The following is a 17,631-nucleotide window of genomic DNA, read 5'->3' on the forward strand; positions in this document are numbered from 1 at the left end:
TACGAATTGATATTCAAGCAGCTTTTATCATTTAAAATTCTTAATTTTACTTGCTGATGAAGATGCGACAAAAAATAGCTTATGGATTGTGTGCCTTTTACCTGCTTAGTGTAATGGGTATTGCCCTTAGTTTGCATTTTTGTGGCAATAAACTTTCCTCAGTTGATTTTACAAAAAAAGTAAATTGTAATGTTTGTAAATCAATGGGCAATGAAAAGATGGCCAAAAAGGATAACTGTTGTAAAAATACAACGGTAGAATCTAAAATTACCGACCAGCATCAATCTGCTTCCAATGTCGATTTGCCAACAAATTTTAGTATTGCACTATTATTTACCCCAATGATTGCAGAATTCTTGCAATCTATTTTGCCGGGCTTGTTTACTAAAATAGCAAATAAAGCGCCGCCACTCTCCACAAAGACCTCTTTGCACCTCTTCAACTGTTTTTTCAGAAATTAGACCAGGAATATTATTTCATTAAAGGGCTGCTTGCGGCTTTTTTTTTATTTAATAATTATTCTTAAAAAATTATCATGAAAAAGAGTATAAATTTAATACTATTGATTACTCCATAAACTAGCCCTTTCAGGAACAGTAAGTTATAGCCAGGTATATGAAACCAAAAACAGACAGGTAGCTGGTGCGCCAAGTCCGAATCATCTTCTTGGTTATCGTTTATCCTCCGGTTATCTGTTGCTGCCTTTCACTTGTAAAAATTATAACCAGCCTAATTTCAATTTATATGTTGAAGCCCTAGGTAAAACAAATCCCGCAAACGGACGGTCTTATGTTGATTTAGCGCCTGCATTACAGCTGATACTGAATAGTCGTACCCGAATAGATTCGGGCTATCGTTTCCAGCTAATAGGCAATATCGAGGGCCGGTATAACAAGAATATGTACCTGGCGCGGGTAGAATTTAATTTTGAATTATATTAATTCACTTAGTTATGTCAGATTTATCGATCTTAAAAACACTGTCTTCCACACTTCCTGTTCAGGAACAATTGATGCCTGTCCTCTTTATTGGTCATGGGTCGCCAATGAACGGAATAGAGGATAATGAGTTTACCAAGGCATGGGTTGAGCAGGCCAGCACTATCCCTTTGCCAAAAGCGGTTGTTGTGGTTTCAGCACACTGGTTTACCCGTGGAACCTTCGTTACGGCGATGGATTTTCCGGCTACAATTCATGATTTTGGTGGTTTTCCGCAGCCTCTATTTGATGTGGAATACCCTGCGCCGGGAAACCCACAGCTTGCCACAGAGATGACTAACCTGGTAGATCATTCAACTATACAGTTGGATCATGATTGGGGCCTTGACCATGGCGCATGGACGGTTGTTCGGCACATGTACCCTATGGCCAATATTCCGGTATTGCAGCTGAGTTTGGATTACACAAAAACGCCTACAGAACATTATGAACTGGCCAGGGAACTTTCTGCCCTTAGAAAAAAAGGAGTGTTGATTATGGGTAGCGGTAATATGGTGCATAACCTGCGGATGATGAACTGGGAAATGATTAAAGGGGGTGGTTATGACTGGGCGCTGGAAATTAACGATCAATTTAAAACACTGATTTTAAACCACGAACATCAGCAGTTAATAGATTATAAGAATTTAGGAAAAGCCGCGCTCAATGCCATTCCTACGCCAGAACATTACCTTCCGCTTTTATATACTCTGGGTTTACAAAATGAGACCGAAAAAGTAACCCTTTTTAATGATAAAGCTGTGGGTGGCTCACTTACCATGACTTCTGTTAGAATAAGCTAATCTTATAGCTTTTGTCTATAGCACTATCAAGAATAAGTATGCAGGATAACTGCTTAATGGTTGTGTTTGAGGAGATATAGCCGTACCTTTGTCTCAACAAAAAAAAACAATTATGATAAACATAGGTCAACAATTCCCCACATATTCAAAAACAGCTGTAGTAAGTTTAGAAAAAGGAAATGAGTTTGAAACATTAAGTTCTGATTCTCTAGTGAATGATAATAACGAATGGACTTGTATGTTTTGGTGGCCAAAAGATTTTACTTTTGTATGCCCAACTGAAATTGCCGAATTTAATAACCATTATGGCGAATTCCGTGATCGTGACACTAAATTAATTGGTGCTTCAACAGATTCAGAATTTGTTCACTTAGCCTGGAGAAATAACCATGATGATTTACGTGGTTTAAAATTCCCAATGCTTGCAGATACTTCTAAATCATTAGCAGAAGCTTTAGATATTTTAGAGCCAAACGAAAAAATCGCATACCGTGCAACTTTTATTATTGATCCTCAGGGTATTGTACGTTGGGTATGTGTAAACGACCTTAGTGTTGGCCGTAACGTAAAAGAAGTAATCAGAGTTCTTGATGCTTTACAAACTGATGAACTTTGTCCTTGTAACTGGGAAAAAGGCCAGGAAACTTTAAGCGCATAATTTTTAATTTCAACCATAATCCCTGTAAAATGCAATTTTGCAGGGATTTTTTGCACCCAAAAATAACTGATAACCATGAGTGATGTAACAGAAACTATCCAGGAATTATTATTGACCGCTGGTCTTGATGCTGGCTATAGAAATGAGAGTTTAATTTTATTAGAAAAAGGAAACTCCAGGTATGTACGCGATTTAAAACTAAATTTCAGCAGTACTTTTTCTTCTTCACATTTAAATGAAAAAGAATGTGCCTTAATGGCATTAAGTATTGCCGTTAATAATAATAACGCGGTATTAATTAACTTTTTTGAGCAACAGGCGCTAGCTAAAGAGGCTACCGCAGAAGAAATAGCTGAAGCTGTTGGTTGCGCTTCTTTATTGGCCTTAAATAACGTGTTTTATCGTTTCCGCCATTTTACTGGCAAAGAAAAATACACACAAATTCCAGCACGTGTACGTATGCAGCTGATGAGCAGCCCGGTTACTGGAAAAGAATTTTTCGAATTAATGAGCATTGCTGTTTCAGCCGTTAATGGTTGTGAGATGTGTGTTAATGCACATGAGCAATCCATTCTAGGTTTAGGTGCTTCCGAAGAAAGAATTTTTGATGCGGTTAGAATTGCTTCTATTATTACCTCGGCTGGTAAAGTAATCTATTAAATTTTAAACACTAAGGCTTTCTCTTTATGCTGCGGTAAAATTGATGTAATGTTGGCAGGTGGTTGGCAGGTCGTTGCTAGGTCATTTAGACCTACCAAGGACCTACCAACCACCTAGCAAGGACCTGCCAAAGTCCTGGCAAACCTAACATTTTGACAAGGCCATTTTACACTTTTGCTAGGCAAAAAAATTAGGCGAAGCATAAATAACAAAGCATAAAAAAAGGAGGCTGATCATTTTTTGAATGATGCAGCCTCCTTTTATGCTTAAAAAGAATTGGAGTTGTTTGTTATGCTATGTAGAGTTTCTTCCCGCATTTACAATTCCATATACTGTTCTGATAGCCAGTTTTTCGTACGATTGATGTTCTTCTGCCGAAGCAGGAGCTTCCTGCAGTTTCCCTAGTGCATAATGTTGTATCAATACCAGGGGAAGTATAATCTTCTCTCTAACCGCAATAGAACTTCGTTCTACAGGGTAATTCTCCATTAAGGCAGATTGGTCAGTAAGCTTTAAAAGCATGGCTTTAGAAAGCTCGTATTCGTCGTGTAACATTTTCCAGAATGCACCAAATTCCTTGTCGTTTACAAAATGAGCAGTAATAGAAAAGTCTGATTTGCTCATCGACATCATACAATTATCAATAATGGTTTTAAAATAACCTGATTTATGGTAGGTTTTCTGTACGTTTTCCCAGTTTCCTTTTTCTTCTTGTTTCTTTAACGCAGTACCAACCCCGTAAAAACCAGGAATATTCTGTTTAAGCTGTCCCCAGGCGGTAACAAAGCTAATTGCTCTCAGGTCTTCCAGTTTCAAGCGTTCTCCCGAATTACGTTTCACTGGTCTGCTACTGATATTAATTTTAGAAAGCAGATTTAGTGGCGAGAATTTTTCCAGGTAACTCAAGAACAAAGGATGTTTACGTAAGGCAATGAAAGATTCATAGCTGTCGCTCGCCATAACATCCATCAATTCCTTATTTACCGGATCCAGCAGGATGTTATGTTTTTCACGTATACCTGAAGTTATGCCGGCATTAATCAACTGGGACATGTTAAATTCGGCACTGTCTATAGAACCATATTGTGAACTGATTGTTTGCCCTTGTATGGTTAGCTGAATATTTTCGTTAGCAATTTCTTTACCCATTGAAGCATAAAAACGATGTGTTTTACCTCCACCTCTTGCTGGTGGGCCACCACGGCCGTCAAAAAAGGCCAAACGGATGTTGTGTGCATCTGAAATTGCCGTTAAGGCTACTTTTGCATTTAAAATAGACCAATTGGCCATTAAATAACCGCCATCTTTTGTGCTATCTGAAAAGCCAAGCATTATATCCTGTTTATTCCCTCTTTTTTCGAGGTGCTTTTTGTAGAAAGGATGTGTATACAGGGTTTGCATAATTTCATCGGCACCTTCCAAATCATTTACTGTTTCAAAAAGAGGCACAAAGTCGATGCTTAAATTTTCATTATCCCAACCGTTCCATAAGAAAAGTTCCATCAGTTGCAGGATATCGCTTGCCTCCTGACAGTTACTGATGATGAACCGGTGGCAGGCCAGCTCACCGTTACATTTTTGGATGGCTTTGATTTCGGCAATGGTATCAAGGGTGTCGTTAATTAGCTCATCATTTTGTTCGGGGTAAATCACTTTTGCTGTTTTGAAAGACAGCACCTTGATTTTTTCGGCTTCAGTTAGTGACTCATAGTTCTCTGGGAAAAGAGAAATAATTGGCTTACTCTGGCGGCAGAAAGCATGAACATCTCTCAGTACGCGGCTATCCTGTCTGATGTCAAGGGAAGCAAAGTGACAGCCAAAAAGATTTACTTTCCTAATTAAATCGTCTACAAGATCAGCGAATAGTCCGTCATGATCTTCTACTAACGTATTTTTTATCTCATATAAATTCTCAATAAGACTTTCAGCAATATTTTCAGGCTCAATATTCGTGTCAAAAGCATTTTTATAGAGCACATCCTGTACAATAGCAATGGTATCTTCAACCCCTCTGAAAGTAATGCGGCGCTTTAGTTTTCTGAAATCACGGTAATAGCAAACGAATAAAATCTGGCGCAACATTTTAGCAACCTGTATGGTATCTTCTGTATGTACATTTGGATTGCCATCTCTATCGCCACCCGGCCAAAAGCCTAGCTCTATGATCTTTTTTGATTCCAGCTGAAACTCATTTAAATTTTGATCTACCTCAGCTTGAATTTGTGAAACGGCAAAATAAAACACATTTTCGAGGTACCAAGCTAAGCTTAAAGCCTCATCAACTGGTGTAGGCGACTTTTTATTGAAGAAAGGCGTTTTACCGAGTTGCTGTAAAAGCTCGTTGATACTGGTGATGTCATTTGTTTTTAAAGCAGCAGTAAGATCTGTTATAATGGAAAGTACGCTGCCAGGGTAAAACTGAGTAGGGTGAGCAGTTAAAACAAGACGTAAAGAGAAGTCTTCAATCAGCTTTTTGATTTTATTGCCTAATTCTTCATTATCAACCCCCTTAGATAGGTAAGAGTGCAGCGAAGTCTGGTCGTCCATGGTATTCAGCTTGTTGAAAGAAGCATCTTCCACCGCATCAAAGAGTACAACCTGTCGCTCAATGTATTGAATAAACCGAAATAGGAGGTCAATGACATCTTTATCGGTAGAATTCTGTGCGTATTTATCAAAAAAGGTGCTGATAATTTGTGCGGAAGTGGCATGTGCTTTTACTCCTTCTTCGCAATGCTTGATAAAAAGGGGTAATAATGTACCTGTGTCTTTTATTTTATAAAAAGGGAGGGTAAGGAACAAGCTATTATATAGTTCAAACCTGGAAACCACTTCATTATTGAAGATTAATTCTTTTTGTCCTGTAGCTTTTAGTTTGTGGTTCATGTTAACGGGTATTATTTTTGGGCTTAATCTAAGAAAAATGATTAACATACACGTCATTTGGTGTCAATAATTTGGAAATTGGAAGTAGAAAAATCTTTCAAACATGGCTCTTATTGTTTCATGAATGGCTAGGTTGAACTAAAAATTTTTTAAATGCTAGAATTGACTTAATTAAGATATATATGTTTATCTACAATTTAAGCACTGGCATTTTTAAAATAATTCAATACCTTTGACATAAGAATTTTTAAAAATGATTAACGAAGAAAATAAAGCAAGTTTTGATTGGGTTTATTATGTTTTAGGCCTGTTTTTCGGGGTTTTAATTGGAGCTATCATTTCCGGTAGTTTTGGTTATTCGCTGTTAGGCGGTCTGATTGGATTTATAATCTCTGCATTATTCCTTAATAAAATTGTTAAAGGACGTAAATACTAATTATTTCAAATATGAAAAAACTAAGTCTGTTGTTACTTGTTGCATTTATCGGGTTTGCCGTAAATGCGCAGGAAGTTAAATTTGCTGGAGTTGATTCCAGCCCTTTAGATGTTGTATTCTACCCTCTAAATGCGGCAAAATTAAAGGCTGGTGATACCTCAACTCCAGTAATAAAGGTTGTCTACTCAAGACCGTCAAAAAAAGGACGGGAGATATTTGGTGTTTTAGAGCCATTCGGTAAAATTTATCGTTTGGGAGCTAACGAAAGTGTAGACATTAAGTTTTATAAACCGGTTACCATTGGAAAGAAAGCTATAAAAGCAGGAACCTACAGTTTATTTGCTATTCCAAATAAAGAAACCTGGACTTTAATTCTAAACCAGCAAACAGACCGATGGGGTGCTTACACTTACAATCAAAGTTTGGACGTGGTTCGTATTGACGTTCCTGTAAAACCATTGGCGAGTGTGGTGGAAGCTTTCTCTATTACTTTTGTTCCACAAACCAGTGGTGCAGACCTTGTTATAGGATGGGATAAAACCTCTGTTCAATTGCCAATTCAATTTAAATAGAAAAATATCAAAAAGTGAAGCCTGGGAAAATTTTTCCTGGGCTTTTTCTGTTTTTAGGCTTTTTTGCTTCTGTAGAAACGGTCAAGGTAAAGCAGGGCCAAAATGATGTCTAAAAAAACGAAGGTTTGAAGGGCAATCGGGCTCACCAATTGTTGCAAGTTTAAAGAGAAATTAAATGAAGGGTTGGAAAATTTAATGAAGGTAAAGGTGCTATTTGCGATGGCATAAATACTTACAGCAACAATAGCCAGGAGAAATACCGCCGCTAAGCTGTATATAATGCGGGTATCTACTTTCGTTTTTAAAGACATGGGTGCTGACACCAAATTTACTTTATCCATTATGTTTCGGGTAAAGGCCATCGAAGGCTCTTCCAGTTCTGTGACGCATATGAGTTGGTGTAGTTCCATGAGCTCGGCATAAATGAGCGCATAGGTTTGGTCATTTGCAATATTTTCAGCTATAATTGCCCGATCTTTAGCGGTTAGCTGTCCGTCAATATATTCCCAGATTTGTTCTTCTATACTTTTCATAACAACTCTTTTACTTCTTCTTTCAATAAATATTCCAGTTTTTCTTTTAGCCTTAGTCTTGCCCGGTATAACTTTACTTTTACTGTATTGCTTTCCATGTTTAAGACCTTTGCAATTTCTTCCAGGCTTTGTTCTCCATAATAAAAAAGGTTAATGATGGCCGCATTATCTGGTAATAACTTTGAGATGGCCAGGTTTAAATAGACATATTTAGATTTCTTCTCAATGCCATTGGCCTCAAAGGTGGAGATATGGTTATGAAGATGCAAATGACTGTTCTCTTCATCAATGGAGTGGGTTTCAATTCTTTTCTTTCTTAAAAACGTCATGGCCGTGGTATAGGTAATAGTGTAAAGCCAGGTGCTGAATTTAGATTTTTGCTTAAATGTACCTAAAGCACGGTAAGCTTTAACAAAACAGTCCTGGGCTATTTCTTCAGCATCTTCCCTATTTCTAGCAAATTTCAAAGCCATCGTAAATACGAAGCGTTTATGACGGTTCACTAGTAAGGCATAAGCGCTGGTATCTCCGGCAAGTACTGCTGTTATTAAGTCCAGATCTGTTTGCTGCTGCATAGTTTTAAGGCAACTCTTATTGTAGATGAAGGTTACTGTAATTTAAAGAAAATATAGGGGTTTTTTAATAGCTAAACCTTTAATCTTGTGGTTGTTGATCTAGCCATTTTTTCTCAATAATATAGGAAATGATTAGTCCAAAGCCTCCAAAAATGCCTAAACAGCCAAAATAGACAGCTACATTTTGTTCTTCACTCATTTCTATGTTTACCGTAGTAAATAAAGCAAAGAGGAGGCCAATGCCTAATCCAACCAATAATAATCCAAACTTTAAGCTTAAAAATGGTTTTGGAGCAGCTTGCCTTGCTTTTGAAATCCCAGGATCGATTCCCCGTTCTATCATCGCCATTTTTTCTTTATTTGACATGTACCTGATGCCAAACACCATTGCTGAAGCGCAAATGATCAAGAATATAAATACTATTTCTGGTCCCATTGTTTTGTGTTTTAATTGTTAAATAATTGGATTAATTAATTATGTAACAGCTAAGACGAGACTTTTTTATTACAGGTTACACCTGCATTTAAATTATTAACCGAAGCTGGCTTTATTAATGTGACCTAAGTAGAATAACAACCGTTAAACGGCTTACCCGTTCTCTGTTAAGAATTTTTCACGATCGTTAATTTGTTCTAGTGTAAATTCTTTAAACCACATTAAACGTAACGCTCTTTAATAATATTTGTATGGTGAATGAGGTGTCCGGCCATGATAAAAAGTAAGGCACGAACAGTCATAAACTTTTCTGAGGCTATTCCTCCTCGGTTCAATTCTGTTTCATTTATAGACTTAAACAGGTATAAATTTGCTTTTCTTAGTAAAGAAAATTCTTCGCCTAGACTAAATAGGCTCCTATCGGCGAAGTGTGCATTTTTAACATAGGCATCTTCTTCAAATCCAGGCAGTAAATTGTTATCGCCTCTGGCAAAGGAGAGCAAGCGAAAACATAAAATGCGCTCCGTATCAATAATGTGGGCCACAAGTTCTTTTATTGTCCATTTTTCTGGTGCATAGGCATAGTCTGCTTTTTCAATAAGATTGATTAAATAATCAGGAAATTCCTGTGCTTGCTTTTCTAGAATAGCAAGCACATCTTCTTGTTCAACAAGTTGTATGTATTTTTCTGCCCAATTGGGGTATTCGTTAGGTTGTGGTCGGTTCATAAGTAATGCTGCTTTTTAGAATGATGCGGAAAGTAGTACCTCGGCCTATTTCAGAATCTTTAACAAATATTTCTCCACTATGGTAGTTTTCAATAATACGTCGTGTAAGTGATAATCCCAGTCCCCAACCTCGCTTTCTGGTTGTATATCCGGGTTGAAAAACCGCATCAAATTTAGATCGCTGAATTCCTTTTCCCGTATCGGTTACATCAATAAAGACTTCTTCCTTAGCCAGGTTTTCAATGATATTAACCGTTATACTTCCCTCATTAGAAATGGCATTGGCGGCATTTTTTAAAAGGTTTTCAATTACCCAATCAAATAAAGGTACATTTAATAATGCTCTTACTTGTTCGTCGCCAGTGATGTTAAAGATGATTTTATCTGACGTTCTCAATTTAAAGTAATCTATGAAATTACTGATGACCAGAAAGACAACGTGATCCTCAAGAACAGGTTTGGATCCGATCTTTGAGAACCTGTCCGTTACCACTTCGAGTCTTTTGATGTCATTTTCCATTTCTGCAATCAGGGGATCGTCTTCTGCATTAAACCTGGATTTTATAAGTTCTACCCAAGCCATTAGCGAGGATATGGGTGTGCCTAGTTGATGTGCTGTTTCTTTTGCCATTCCAACCCAGACCTGATCCTGTTCTAATTTTCTTGCAGAACTGAATGCAACATATGCCGTCATTAAGAACAGGCCAATAACACCCAGTTGGATATAAGGAAAATAACGAAGCTGCGTTAAAATAAAGGAATCTTTGTAGAAAACCAGCATTTCTGTACCCATGTAATTAATGGGCAAAGGGTCATGTTGTTCCTTCATTTTCCTAAGCTCACGCTGGAAATAGCCAGGATCGTAAGTTGCCTTGGCTGTAGCATCCATGTAATTTGTCTTTGTACTGTCGAGCCTCAAATAGGTCTGAATTCTTGTGCCCGTGGTGTCGGTTAAGATCACAGGAACAGTACTGCTGGAAACGATCATGTTGAGCACTTCTGCATAGAGCAGATCATCAAAGATCTGTGAAGATTTTTCAGTGCCTTTTACCCAAAGTTCAAACTGAATTTTTTCCTCACGCTCCATCTTCTTTACAAAGAAATCAGTATAAAAAACTGAGGCGGTACCAATTACCATGGCAAAGACCAGTAAGAATAATTTCCAGCGACGTTTTTTTTCGTATGGGTTCATAAAATATGGTCGCAAATTACTAAATAGCATTCAATAACGTATCAATACAACGGTAACCCTGTAAAAAATATATATTTGCAGTAAGATTATGGAAAAGAAAGTAAGAGTAAGGTTTGCTCCTAGTCCAACTGGCGGACTACATTTGGGCGGTGTTCGCACTGCACTGTTCAACTATTTATTTGCCAAAAAAAATAAGGGTACTTTTATTTTAAGGGTCGAGGATACTGATCAAAACCGGTTTGTTGCTGGTGCTGAAGAATATATTGTGTCTTGTTTAGAATGGTGTGGTATCTCACCAGATGAAAGTCCGCAAAAGGGTGGTGATTTTGCACCTTACCGCCAGAGTGAACGAAAAGCAACTTACAAACAATATGCAGATCAGCTTATTGCAGATGGATTTGCTTATTATGCCTTTGACACAACAAAAGAGCTGGACGCCAAACGTAAAGAATTTCCTAACTTTTTATATGGTCAGGCTAATAGGATGCAAATGCGCAATTCCCTTACTTTACCTGATCCAGAATTAGCTGCACTTTTAGCTAATAAAACACCTTATGTCGTTCGTATCAAAATGCCTGAGAATGAACAGGTTTCTTTTATAGATTTAATTAGAGGGCATGTTGCTTTTGATACAAACCTTGTCGACGATAAAGTTTTATTAAAGGCTGATGGCATGCCAACTTATCATTTAGCTGTAGTTGCTGACGACCATGCCATGGAAATCAGTCATATTTTTAGAGGTGAAGAATGGCTGCCTTCTGCTCCTGTACACATCTTATTATGGCGTTATTTAGGTTGGGCTGATGTTATGCCACACTGGATACACTTGCCATTGATTTTAAAACCTGATGGAAATGGGAAACTAAGCAAACGGGATGGCGATCGTTTAGGGTTTCCTGTTTATGCTCAAAACTGGACTGATCCTAAAACTGGCGATATTACTGCAGGTTTTAAGGAATTAGGTTTTATGCCCGAAGCTTTTGTTAATCTCTTAGCGATGCTGGGCTGGAATGATGGAAGTGATAAGGAAATTTTCACCATGGAAGAGTTGATTAATAGTTTTTCTATCGACAGAATCAGTAAGGCAGGTGCTAAATTTGATTTTGAAAAGGCAAAATGGTATAATCATGAATGGATCAAGAATTCAACAGTTAATAAACTATTGCCTTTTGTGCAGGAAGGTTTTGCAGATAAAGGAATTACATTACAGCCTGAAGTTGATTTAGAAAAAGTAATTGACTTAATTAAAGATCGTTGCAGTTTGTTAACTGATTTCATCACACAAAGTGCTTACTTTTTTGTTTCTCCTAAGGAATATGATCTAGCTGCAGTTAAACCGAAGTGGAATATAGAAAAGGAAAACTTTTTTAAGGCCTTTATTACTGTATTAAATGAAAATTTATCTGCTCAGCAGTTGGAAGAACAGTTTAAAGCGATGGCTCAGTTACATAGTCTTAAACCAGGTGAGTTAATGCTCCCATTACGTGTGATGTTGGTTGGTGGCAAATTTGGACCGGGAGTTTTTGATATTGCTCAATTATTGGGTGCTCAAGAAACGGCAAAAAGAATAAATGATGCGCTTATCTCATTTAAATAATTTTTATTATGCAATGGTTCGGAAAAGGAAGTGGTAATATAGAAGATAGGCGAGGCATGAGTGGCGGTAAAGCTCTTGGTGGAGGGATAGGTATTATTGTCGTTGTTCTTGGTCTCCTTTTTGGAAGAGATTTAACCGGATTAGTTAGTCAACTTCCTGTTGCTAACCAGCAGGAAGTCGCACTGGGTAGTCCGACAGATGAACGTGGCAAATTTGTAGATGGTGTACTCGAATCAACCAACCAGGTTTGGGAGCAGCAGTTTAAGGCCATGAATAACACTTATGAGAAACCCGTATTGGTTCTTTTTGATAACATGGTTCAATCGGCTTGCGGAAATGCCAGCGCTGCTGTCGGACCTTTTTATTGCCCCGGCGACCGTAAAGTATATATTGATCTTACGTTTTATCAAGAATTAAAGGATAGGTTTGGTGCTTCGGGTGATTTTGCTGAAGCTTATGTCATTGCTCATGAAGTTGGGCATCATGTTCAAAACCTCCTTGGCATTACTGAAAAAATGGATCGTTACAGAAGCCAACTTAGTGAGAAAGAATACAATAAGCTTTCTGTAAAGCTGGAACTTCAGGCAGATTTTTTTGCCGGTGTGTGGGCTCACGATGCACAAAACTTAAAAGATTTTAAATTGGAAGAAGGTGATATTGAAGAGGCGTTAAATGCAGCCAATGCCATTGGTGATGATAAATTGCAAAAACAAGCGCAAGGTGAAGTCGTCCCTGATGCTTTTACACATGGAACATCTGCTCAACGTATGCACTGGTTTAAAAAAGGTTTTGAAACTGGCGACATTAAACAAGGCGATACCTTTGATACCGAACTTTAGTTAATTAATTTTACCTTCCTGAAAAAATAATGATCCTAATTGTTGATGACACTCCCCAAAACTTAATTTCCCTAAAGAAAGTTCTTGAAGCACATCATTTTGATGTTGACACCGCCGCATCTGGAGAAGAAGCCCTTAAAAAAGTTCTTAAAAATGAATATGTTTTAATTATTCTTGATGTTCAAATGCCCGGAATGGATGGCTTTGAAGTGGCTGAAGCAATTTCAGGGTATAGCAAAGCTAAAGAAACGGCTATTATTTTTCTATCTGCCGTTAATACCGATGTGAATTTTATTACCAAAGGCTATTCTTCGGGTGGCCTTGATTACATTACGAAGCCTGTAGATATGGGTATTTTGCTGTTAAAAGTGAAAACCTTTTATCGTATATACGAACAAAGTCGTAAACTAATAGAAGTACAAAAAGCCCTTTTACATGAAATAGAAATTCGAAAGATTGCTGAAAATAAAAAAGATGAGTTTATCAGCATTGCTAGTCATGAATTGAAAACACCCTTAACTAGCGTTAAAGGTTATGTGCAATTACTTGAACGATCTATAGATAAAGGTGATTTGATTACCGTAAAGAGGCATTTACAAAAGGCACAGGCACAGCTGGAAAAATTAAATGACTTGATTGCCGACCTGCTGGATATCTCCAAAATAGAAAGTGGAAAGCTTAAATTCAATAATAAAGATTTTAATATGGATGAGCTGCTGGATAATGTAATGGAAATCATCCATCACTCGAATCCAGATTTCAAAATCATTAAAAACGGGTCGATCACTATTCCAATTTTTGGTGATGAAATGCGAATTGAACAGGTTATTATTAATTTTTTAACCAATGCAATTAAATATTCTCCAGGCACCACCGAAATTAGTGTCAATTTACGTCATGAAGCAGGCTTTATTTACCTTGGCGTTAGGGATTATGGCATTGGAATAGATTTAAGTCAGCAGAATAATGTTTTTGAAAAGTTCTTTAGGGTAGAAGAAACTGCAATACAGTTCCAGGGATTGGGAATTGGCCTCTATATTTCTGCAGAGATTATCAAAAGACACGGTGGCGAAGTGGGAGTAATAAGCAAACTTGGCGAAGGATCTGAATTTTATTTTAACATACCCATCAATTCCCCTCCAGAAAGTAATAATTAATATGCATAAAAGTTTAAGAAATAACTTAAGAATCGGTTTGGGTTTATCCTTATTGGTGCTCTTTACCAGTTCATTAGCATCTTGGGTCAGTATTACCAACCTCATTAAAAGCTCAGATCTCGTTTCAAAAAGCAATGAAATAATTTCAAATTTAGAAAATGTAATTTCTACCTTGAAGGATGCAGAAACAGGGCAGCGTGGATTCTTACTTACTGGTGAGGAAGTTTTTCTAGCCCCTTACATTGGTGCAAGAGAATCTACCTTTGATTTAATGAACCAGGTTGCTACTCAAACGCAAAATAATCCATTCCACCAAAGGAATATTAAAAAGCTGCAGGGAATTGTTAAACAGCGACTGGATGTGCTTGATAACACTATTGAAATAAAGCGTAAAGGTGGAAATGTAAGTGTTGCTGAACTCCTGAATGGAAAAGCACACATGGATGAATCCCGTTCACTAGTGGCGGAGATGAAGAGGGAAGAAAGCAGGGCGTTCAACAAAGAGACTTCTGCTTCGAGTAAGCTTTCAGGTTATACACCTATGTTAATTCTTTTGGCTGCTTTTCTGGCGGTACTGATCACCTATTTCTTCTACCGAAAAGTATCTGAAGACCTTACTGAGCGCATGAAACTACAGCAAGAGCTACAGGATAAAAATGATGAAATGGAAAAAAGGATTCAGGTGATTCAAGAGTTGTCAAGCCAGATTTCCAATGGTAACTACGAAATTAGATTAGACCAGCAAGAAAAAGATGGCCTTGGCAGTCTTGCCGGGCATTTAAATGCAATGGCAGAGTCTCTGCAATATTCTTTTACACTATTAAACGATAAAGAATGGTTGCAGTCAAGCATAGCAGGGTTAAATGATAAGATGGTTGGCGAAAAGAGTGTAGACGAACTAGCCACTGACATTATTGAATACAATATTGAACGTACAGGCAGTCAGGTAGGTGCATTTTATTTGTTAGAAAATAAAGACCTCCTATTAACCGCAAGTTATGCGCTAGAAAATAAAGAACTTAAAAAAGTACTGCAAATAGGAGAGGGTGTTGTTGGTCAGGCAGCTTTATCAAGGAAACAAATCTTACTCAACGATATTCCCGATGGAGAATTAACCATCAGCTATGCAACTGGAAATACCAGGCCTAGAAATATTGTAGCCGTTCCTATTCTCAGAGAATCAATTTTAGTGGGTATTATGGAATTTGGTTCTATAAATTCTTTTACACCCTTGCATCTTGATTATCTTCAAAATATTGCTTCAAACATTGGTATTGCTTTTCATGTTTCTCAAAACAGGAAAAGATTACAGGATTTTTTAGAAGAAACCCAGGCACAAACAGAAGAGCTACAAGCCCAACAAAGTGAATTGGAGGGTCTAAATTCAGAACTGGAAGCCCAGACACAAAAAATACAAACCTCAGAAGAGGAATTGCGTGTGCAACAGGAAGAATTACTGCAAAGCAATCAAGAACTTGAAGAAAGATCTGGTTTACTTGAAGAAAGAAATCAATTGATTCAAGAGCGTAATTTCCAAATACAGGAAAAGGCACAACAACTGGAGCAGAGCACCAAATATAAATCTGAATTCCTTGCAAATATGTCGCATGAATTGCGTACTCCTTTAAACTCTATTCTGTTGCTTTCTAAACTCATGTCTGAGAATAAAGACCTGGATAAGGAATATATTGAGTATGCAGAAGTAATTCAAAGCTCCGGACAAGGATTGTTAGGTTTAATAGATGAGGTTTTAGATCTTTCCAAGATTGAAGCGGGAAAGATGAAGCTCGAAGTTGAGGATGTAAGTCTTAAAGAAGTTGCTACAGACATGCGTTCCCTATTTATGCCTTCGGCAAAAAGTAAAAACCTTCAACTGCTGGTGGAAATTGAACCTGGAATTAATCAGGTGAATACCGATAAGATGAGGCTGGAGCAGATCCTGAAAAACCTGCTTTCTAATGCCATCAAATTTACTGCTCATGGAAAGGTGGCATTGACCATCAGCAAAGATGAAAGCAATAACGCTGTGGTATTTAAAGTTTCAGATACGGGGATTGGAATTCCACCGGATAAACAAGATTTGATATTTGAAGCCTTTCAACAAGCCGATGGTTCAACGCGGCGCAGTTATGGCGGTACTGGCCTTGGATTGTCTATCAGTAGGGAGCTTGCTAAACTATTGGGTGGTAAAATAGAATTGAACAGTAAGCAGAATGTAGGGAGTGAGTTTACTTTTTATTTGTTCCAGGAAATTGAAGAAGAGCAAAGACTCGAAAAAGCGTACAGCTATGCGGTGCCAACCTACTTTGAAACTATTCCTGAAAGTCTCCCGCAAAGGTTTACTGTCGATAAAATACCACAAGAAGTGGAAGATGACAGAGATCATATTTTGCCTGGTGATAAAGTGATTTTAATTATTGAAGATGATACAGCCTTTGCAAAAACATTACTCACCTTTACCCGTAAGCGGAATTATAAAGGCATAGTTGCAGTGAGAGGGGATGTAGGTATTGAAATGGCCAATTATTTTCATCCTTTGGCTATTTTGTTAGATATCCAACTTCCCGTTAAAGATGGCTGGCAGGTAATGGAAGAGCTAAAGGCCAACCCTTTAACCCGTTCCATACCGGTACACATCATGTCATCACTGGAAGTTAAAAGGGAAAGTTTGCTAAAAGGCGCTGTCGACTTTATCAATAAGCCTGTCGCTTTGGAGCACATGAAACAGATTTTTCACAAATTAGAACATGCCTTAACCAGGCATCCTAAAAAAGTCCTCATTGTAGAAGAAAACAGGCAGCATGCAGAGGCTTTAAACTACTTCTTAAGTAATTATGGCATTCAAACAGAAGTCGTTAACAATGTAAGTCAAAGTATTGATGCATTAAAGAAAAATGAAGTCGATTGCGTTATTCTTGACATGGGAGTGCCGGATAAGAATGCCTATGAGACGCTTGAAATAATAAAAAAGACGGAAGGTTTAGAAAACCTTCCAATCATTATTTTTACAGGTAAAAATTTGTCTAAAAGAGAAGAAATACGAATTAAGCAATATGCAGATACTATTGTTGTAAAAACCGCACATTCCTACCAGCGGATATTGGATGAGGCAGGTCTTTTTTTACACCTTGTGGAAACGAAAGAAGGTGATGAAAACTTTAGGCCATCTACGGGTAAGCTGGGCGACTTATACGAAGTGCTGAACAATAAAACAGTATTGATTGCTGATGATGATGTTCGTAATATTTTCTCGCTAACAAAAGCATTGGAATTGCATAAAATGAAGGTGCTCGCCGCTACAGATGGAAAGGAAGCCTTACAGATTTTGAAAGATAACCCTCTTGTAGATATTGTATTGATGGATATGATGATGCCTGAAATGGATGGCTATGAAAGTACAAAAGAAATCAGAAAGATTCCTGCCTATAAAAAGTTACCTATTTTGGCGGTAACAGCAAAAGCTATGATGGGCGATAGAGAAAAATGTATTGCAGCAGGAGCTTCAGATTATATCTCTAAACCTGTAGATATTGATCAGTTGGTTTCCTTGCTACGGGTATGGCTTTACGACAAAATTTAAAA

16 protein-coding genes are annotated in these 17,631 nt (G+C 37.6%); 10 read left to right on the forward strand and 6 right to left on the reverse strand.

Features of this window, described 5'->3' with window-relative positions; all coding sequences use genetic code 11:
* Positions 1-56: 56 nt before the first annotated feature.
* The 4 genes from AAKU52_RS04200 (at position 57) to AAKU52_RS04215 (ending at position 3,098) form a co-directional block, all read left to right on the forward strand.
* Positions 57-461: an HYC_CC_PP family protein gene (locus tag AAKU52_RS04200; RefSeq protein ID WP_354330554.1), complete on the forward strand. Its 405-nt coding sequence runs from the start codon at positions 57-59 to the stop codon at positions 459-461.
* A 491-nt stretch (positions 462-952) separates the two neighbouring features.
* Positions 953-1,780, forward strand: coding sequence for a 4,5-DOPA-extradiol-dioxygenase (gene ygiD, locus AAKU52_RS04205; protein ID WP_354330556.1), 828 nt, complete (start codon positions 953-955; stop codon positions 1,778-1,780).
* A gap of 112 nt (positions 1,781-1,892) precedes the next feature.
* The gene (locus AAKU52_RS04210) at positions 1,893-2,438 is read left to right on the forward strand and encodes a peroxiredoxin (RefSeq protein ID WP_354330558.1); all 546 of its coding nucleotides are present in this window, start codon (positions 1,893-1,895) and stop codon (positions 2,436-2,438) included.
* A gap of 75 nt (positions 2,439-2,513) precedes the next feature.
* Positions 2,514-3,098, forward strand: a complete 585-nt coding sequence (locus AAKU52_RS04215) for a carboxymuconolactone decarboxylase family protein (RefSeq protein ID WP_354330560.1) — start codon at positions 2,514-2,516, stop codon at positions 3,096-3,098.
* Between the two features lie 294 nt (positions 3,099-3,392).
* Here AAKU52_RS04215 and AAKU52_RS04220 read toward each other — a convergent pair whose 3' ends face one another.
* Entirely contained in the window at positions 3,393-5,984 is a 2,592-nt protein-coding gene (locus AAKU52_RS04220; protein ID WP_354330562.1) for a phosphoenolpyruvate carboxylase, read from the reverse strand.
* A gap of 253 nt (positions 5,985-6,237) precedes the next feature.
* Between AAKU52_RS04220 and AAKU52_RS04225 the strand changes: the two genes are divergently transcribed.
* Positions 6,238-6,420: a hypothetical protein gene (locus AAKU52_RS04225; RefSeq protein WP_354330564.1), complete on the forward strand. Its 183-nt coding sequence runs from the start codon at positions 6,238-6,240 to the stop codon at positions 6,418-6,420.
* A gap of 11 nt (positions 6,421-6,431) precedes the next feature.
* Positions 6,432-6,992 carry a DUF2911 domain-containing protein gene (locus AAKU52_RS04230; protein WP_354330566.1) on the forward strand — a complete coding sequence of 187 codons (561 nt, stop codon included), beginning with the start codon at positions 6,432-6,434 and terminating at the stop codon, positions 6,990-6,992.
* A gap of 53 nt (positions 6,993-7,045) precedes the next feature.
* On the opposite strand, the gene AAKU52_RS04235 is transcribed toward AAKU52_RS04230, so the two are convergent.
* The 5 genes from AAKU52_RS04235 to AAKU52_RS04255 all read right to left on the reverse strand — a co-directional run bounded on the left by AAKU52_RS04235 (position 7,046) and on the right by AAKU52_RS04255 (position 10,456).
* Positions 7,046-7,525, reverse strand: coding sequence for an anti-sigma factor (locus AAKU52_RS04235; protein WP_354330569.1), 480 nt, complete (start codon positions 7,523-7,525; stop codon positions 7,046-7,048).
* Positions 7,522-8,100 carry an RNA polymerase sigma factor gene (locus AAKU52_RS04240; RefSeq protein WP_354330571.1) on the reverse strand — a complete coding sequence of 193 codons (579 nt, stop codon included), beginning with the start codon at positions 8,098-8,100 and terminating at the stop codon, positions 7,522-7,524. The genes AAKU52_RS04235 and AAKU52_RS04240 overlap by 4 nt, the downstream gene beginning before the upstream one ends.
* 79 nt (positions 8,101-8,179) lie before the next feature.
* Positions 8,180-8,536 (reverse strand): DUF6249 domain-containing protein, encoded by a 357-nt coding sequence (locus tag AAKU52_RS04245; protein WP_354330573.1) that lies wholly within the window; start codon positions 8,534-8,536, stop codon positions 8,180-8,182.
* A gap of 221 nt (positions 8,537-8,757) precedes the next feature.
* Positions 8,758-9,264, reverse strand: coding sequence for a DinB family protein (locus tag AAKU52_RS04250; protein WP_354330575.1), 507 nt, complete (start codon positions 9,262-9,264; stop codon positions 8,758-8,760).
* Positions 9,245-10,456, reverse strand: a complete 1,212-nt coding sequence (locus AAKU52_RS04255) for a sensor histidine kinase (RefSeq protein ID WP_354330577.1) — start codon at positions 10,454-10,456, stop codon at positions 9,245-9,247. Before AAKU52_RS04255 ends, AAKU52_RS04250 begins: the two co-directional genes overlap by 20 nt.
* Positions 10,457-10,544: 88 nt before the next feature.
* On the opposite strand from AAKU52_RS04255, the gene gltX reads away from it, so the two are divergent.
* Genes gltX through AAKU52_RS04275 form a run of 4 tightly spaced genes read left to right on the forward strand, consistent with a single transcriptional unit; the run spans position 10,545 to position 17,629 of the window.
* The gene (gene gltX / locus AAKU52_RS04260; RefSeq protein ID WP_354330579.1) at positions 10,545-12,053 is read left to right on the forward strand and encodes a glutamate--tRNA ligase; all 1,509 of its coding nucleotides are present in this window, start codon (positions 10,545-10,547) and stop codon (positions 12,051-12,053) included.
* Positions 12,054-12,061: 8 nt separating this feature from the next.
* On the forward strand, positions 12,062-12,892 hold the full coding sequence (gene ypfJ, locus AAKU52_RS04265; RefSeq protein WP_354330581.1) for a KPN_02809 family neutral zinc metallopeptidase: 831 nt from the start codon (positions 12,062-12,064) through the stop codon (positions 12,890-12,892).
* 29 nt (positions 12,893-12,921) lie between these two features.
* Entirely contained in the window at positions 12,922-14,049 is a 1,128-nt protein-coding gene (locus AAKU52_RS04270) for an ATP-binding response regulator (RefSeq protein WP_354330583.1), read from the forward strand.
* A 1-nt stretch (position 14,050) separates the two neighbouring features.
* Positions 14,051-17,629 carry a response regulator gene (locus AAKU52_RS04275; protein ID WP_354330585.1) on the forward strand — a complete coding sequence of 1,193 codons (3,579 nt, stop codon included), beginning with the start codon at positions 14,051-14,053 and terminating at the stop codon, positions 17,627-17,629.
* Positions 17,630-17,631 lie beyond the last annotated feature (2 nt).

The organism is Pedobacter sp. CG_S7 (assembly GCF_040544395.1).
Taxonomy (GTDB): Bacteria; Bacteroidota; Bacteroidia; order Sphingobacteriales; family Sphingobacteriaceae; genus Pedobacter.

Bases quoted from the DNA above. Each gene is read 5' to 3' on its own strand.
- AAKU52_RS04255 (WP_354330577.1), bottom strand. From the start codon at position 10,456: ATGAACCCATACGAAAAAAAACGTCGCTGGAAATTATTCTTACTGGTC.
- AAKU52_RS04235 (WP_354330569.1), bottom strand. From the start codon at position 7,525: ATGAAAAGTATAGAAGAACAAATCTGGGAATATATTGACGGACAGCTA.
- AAKU52_RS04220 (WP_354330562.1), bottom strand. From the start codon at position 5,984: ATGAACCACAAACTAAAAGCTACAGGACAAAAAGAATTAATCTTCAAT.
- AAKU52_RS04240 (WP_354330571.1), bottom strand. From the start codon at position 8,100: ATGCAGCAGCAAACAGATCTGGACTTAATAACAGCAGTACTTGCCGGA.
- AAKU52_RS04250 (WP_354330575.1), bottom strand. From the start codon at position 9,264: ATGAACCGACCACAACCTAACGAATACCCCAATTGGGCAGAAAAATAC.
- AAKU52_RS04270 (WP_354330583.1), top strand. From the start codon at position 12,922: ATGATCCTAATTGTTGATGACACTCCCCAAAACTTAATTTCCCTAAAG.
- AAKU52_RS04275 (WP_354330585.1), top strand. From the start codon at position 14,051: ATGCATAAAAGTTTAAGAAATAACTTAAGAATCGGTTTGGGTTTATCC.
- ypfJ (WP_354330581.1), top strand. From the start codon at position 12,062: ATGCAATGGTTCGGAAAAGGAAGTGGTAATATAGAAGATAGGCGAGGC.
- AAKU52_RS04245 (WP_354330573.1), bottom strand. From the start codon at position 8,536: ATGGGACCAGAAATAGTATTTATATTCTTGATCATTTGCGCTTCAGCA.
- AAKU52_RS04215 (WP_354330560.1), top strand. From the start codon at position 2,514: ATGAGTGATGTAACAGAAACTATCCAGGAATTATTATTGACCGCTGGT.
- AAKU52_RS04230 (WP_354330566.1), top strand. From the start codon at position 6,432: ATGAAAAAACTAAGTCTGTTGTTACTTGTTGCATTTATCGGGTTTGCC.
- AAKU52_RS04210 (WP_354330558.1), top strand. From the start codon at position 1,893: ATGATAAACATAGGTCAACAATTCCCCACATATTCAAAAACAGCTGTA.
- gltX (WP_354330579.1), top strand. From the start codon at position 10,545: ATGGAAAAGAAAGTAAGAGTAAGGTTTGCTCCTAGTCCAACTGGCGGA.
- AAKU52_RS04225 (WP_354330564.1), top strand. From the start codon at position 6,238: ATGATTAACGAAGAAAATAAAGCAAGTTTTGATTGGGTTTATTATGTT.
- AAKU52_RS04200 (WP_354330554.1), top strand. From the start codon at position 57: ATGAAGATGCGACAAAAAATAGCTTATGGATTGTGTGCCTTTTACCTG.
- ygiD (WP_354330556.1), top strand. From the start codon at position 953: ATGTCAGATTTATCGATCTTAAAAACACTGTCTTCCACACTTCCTGTT.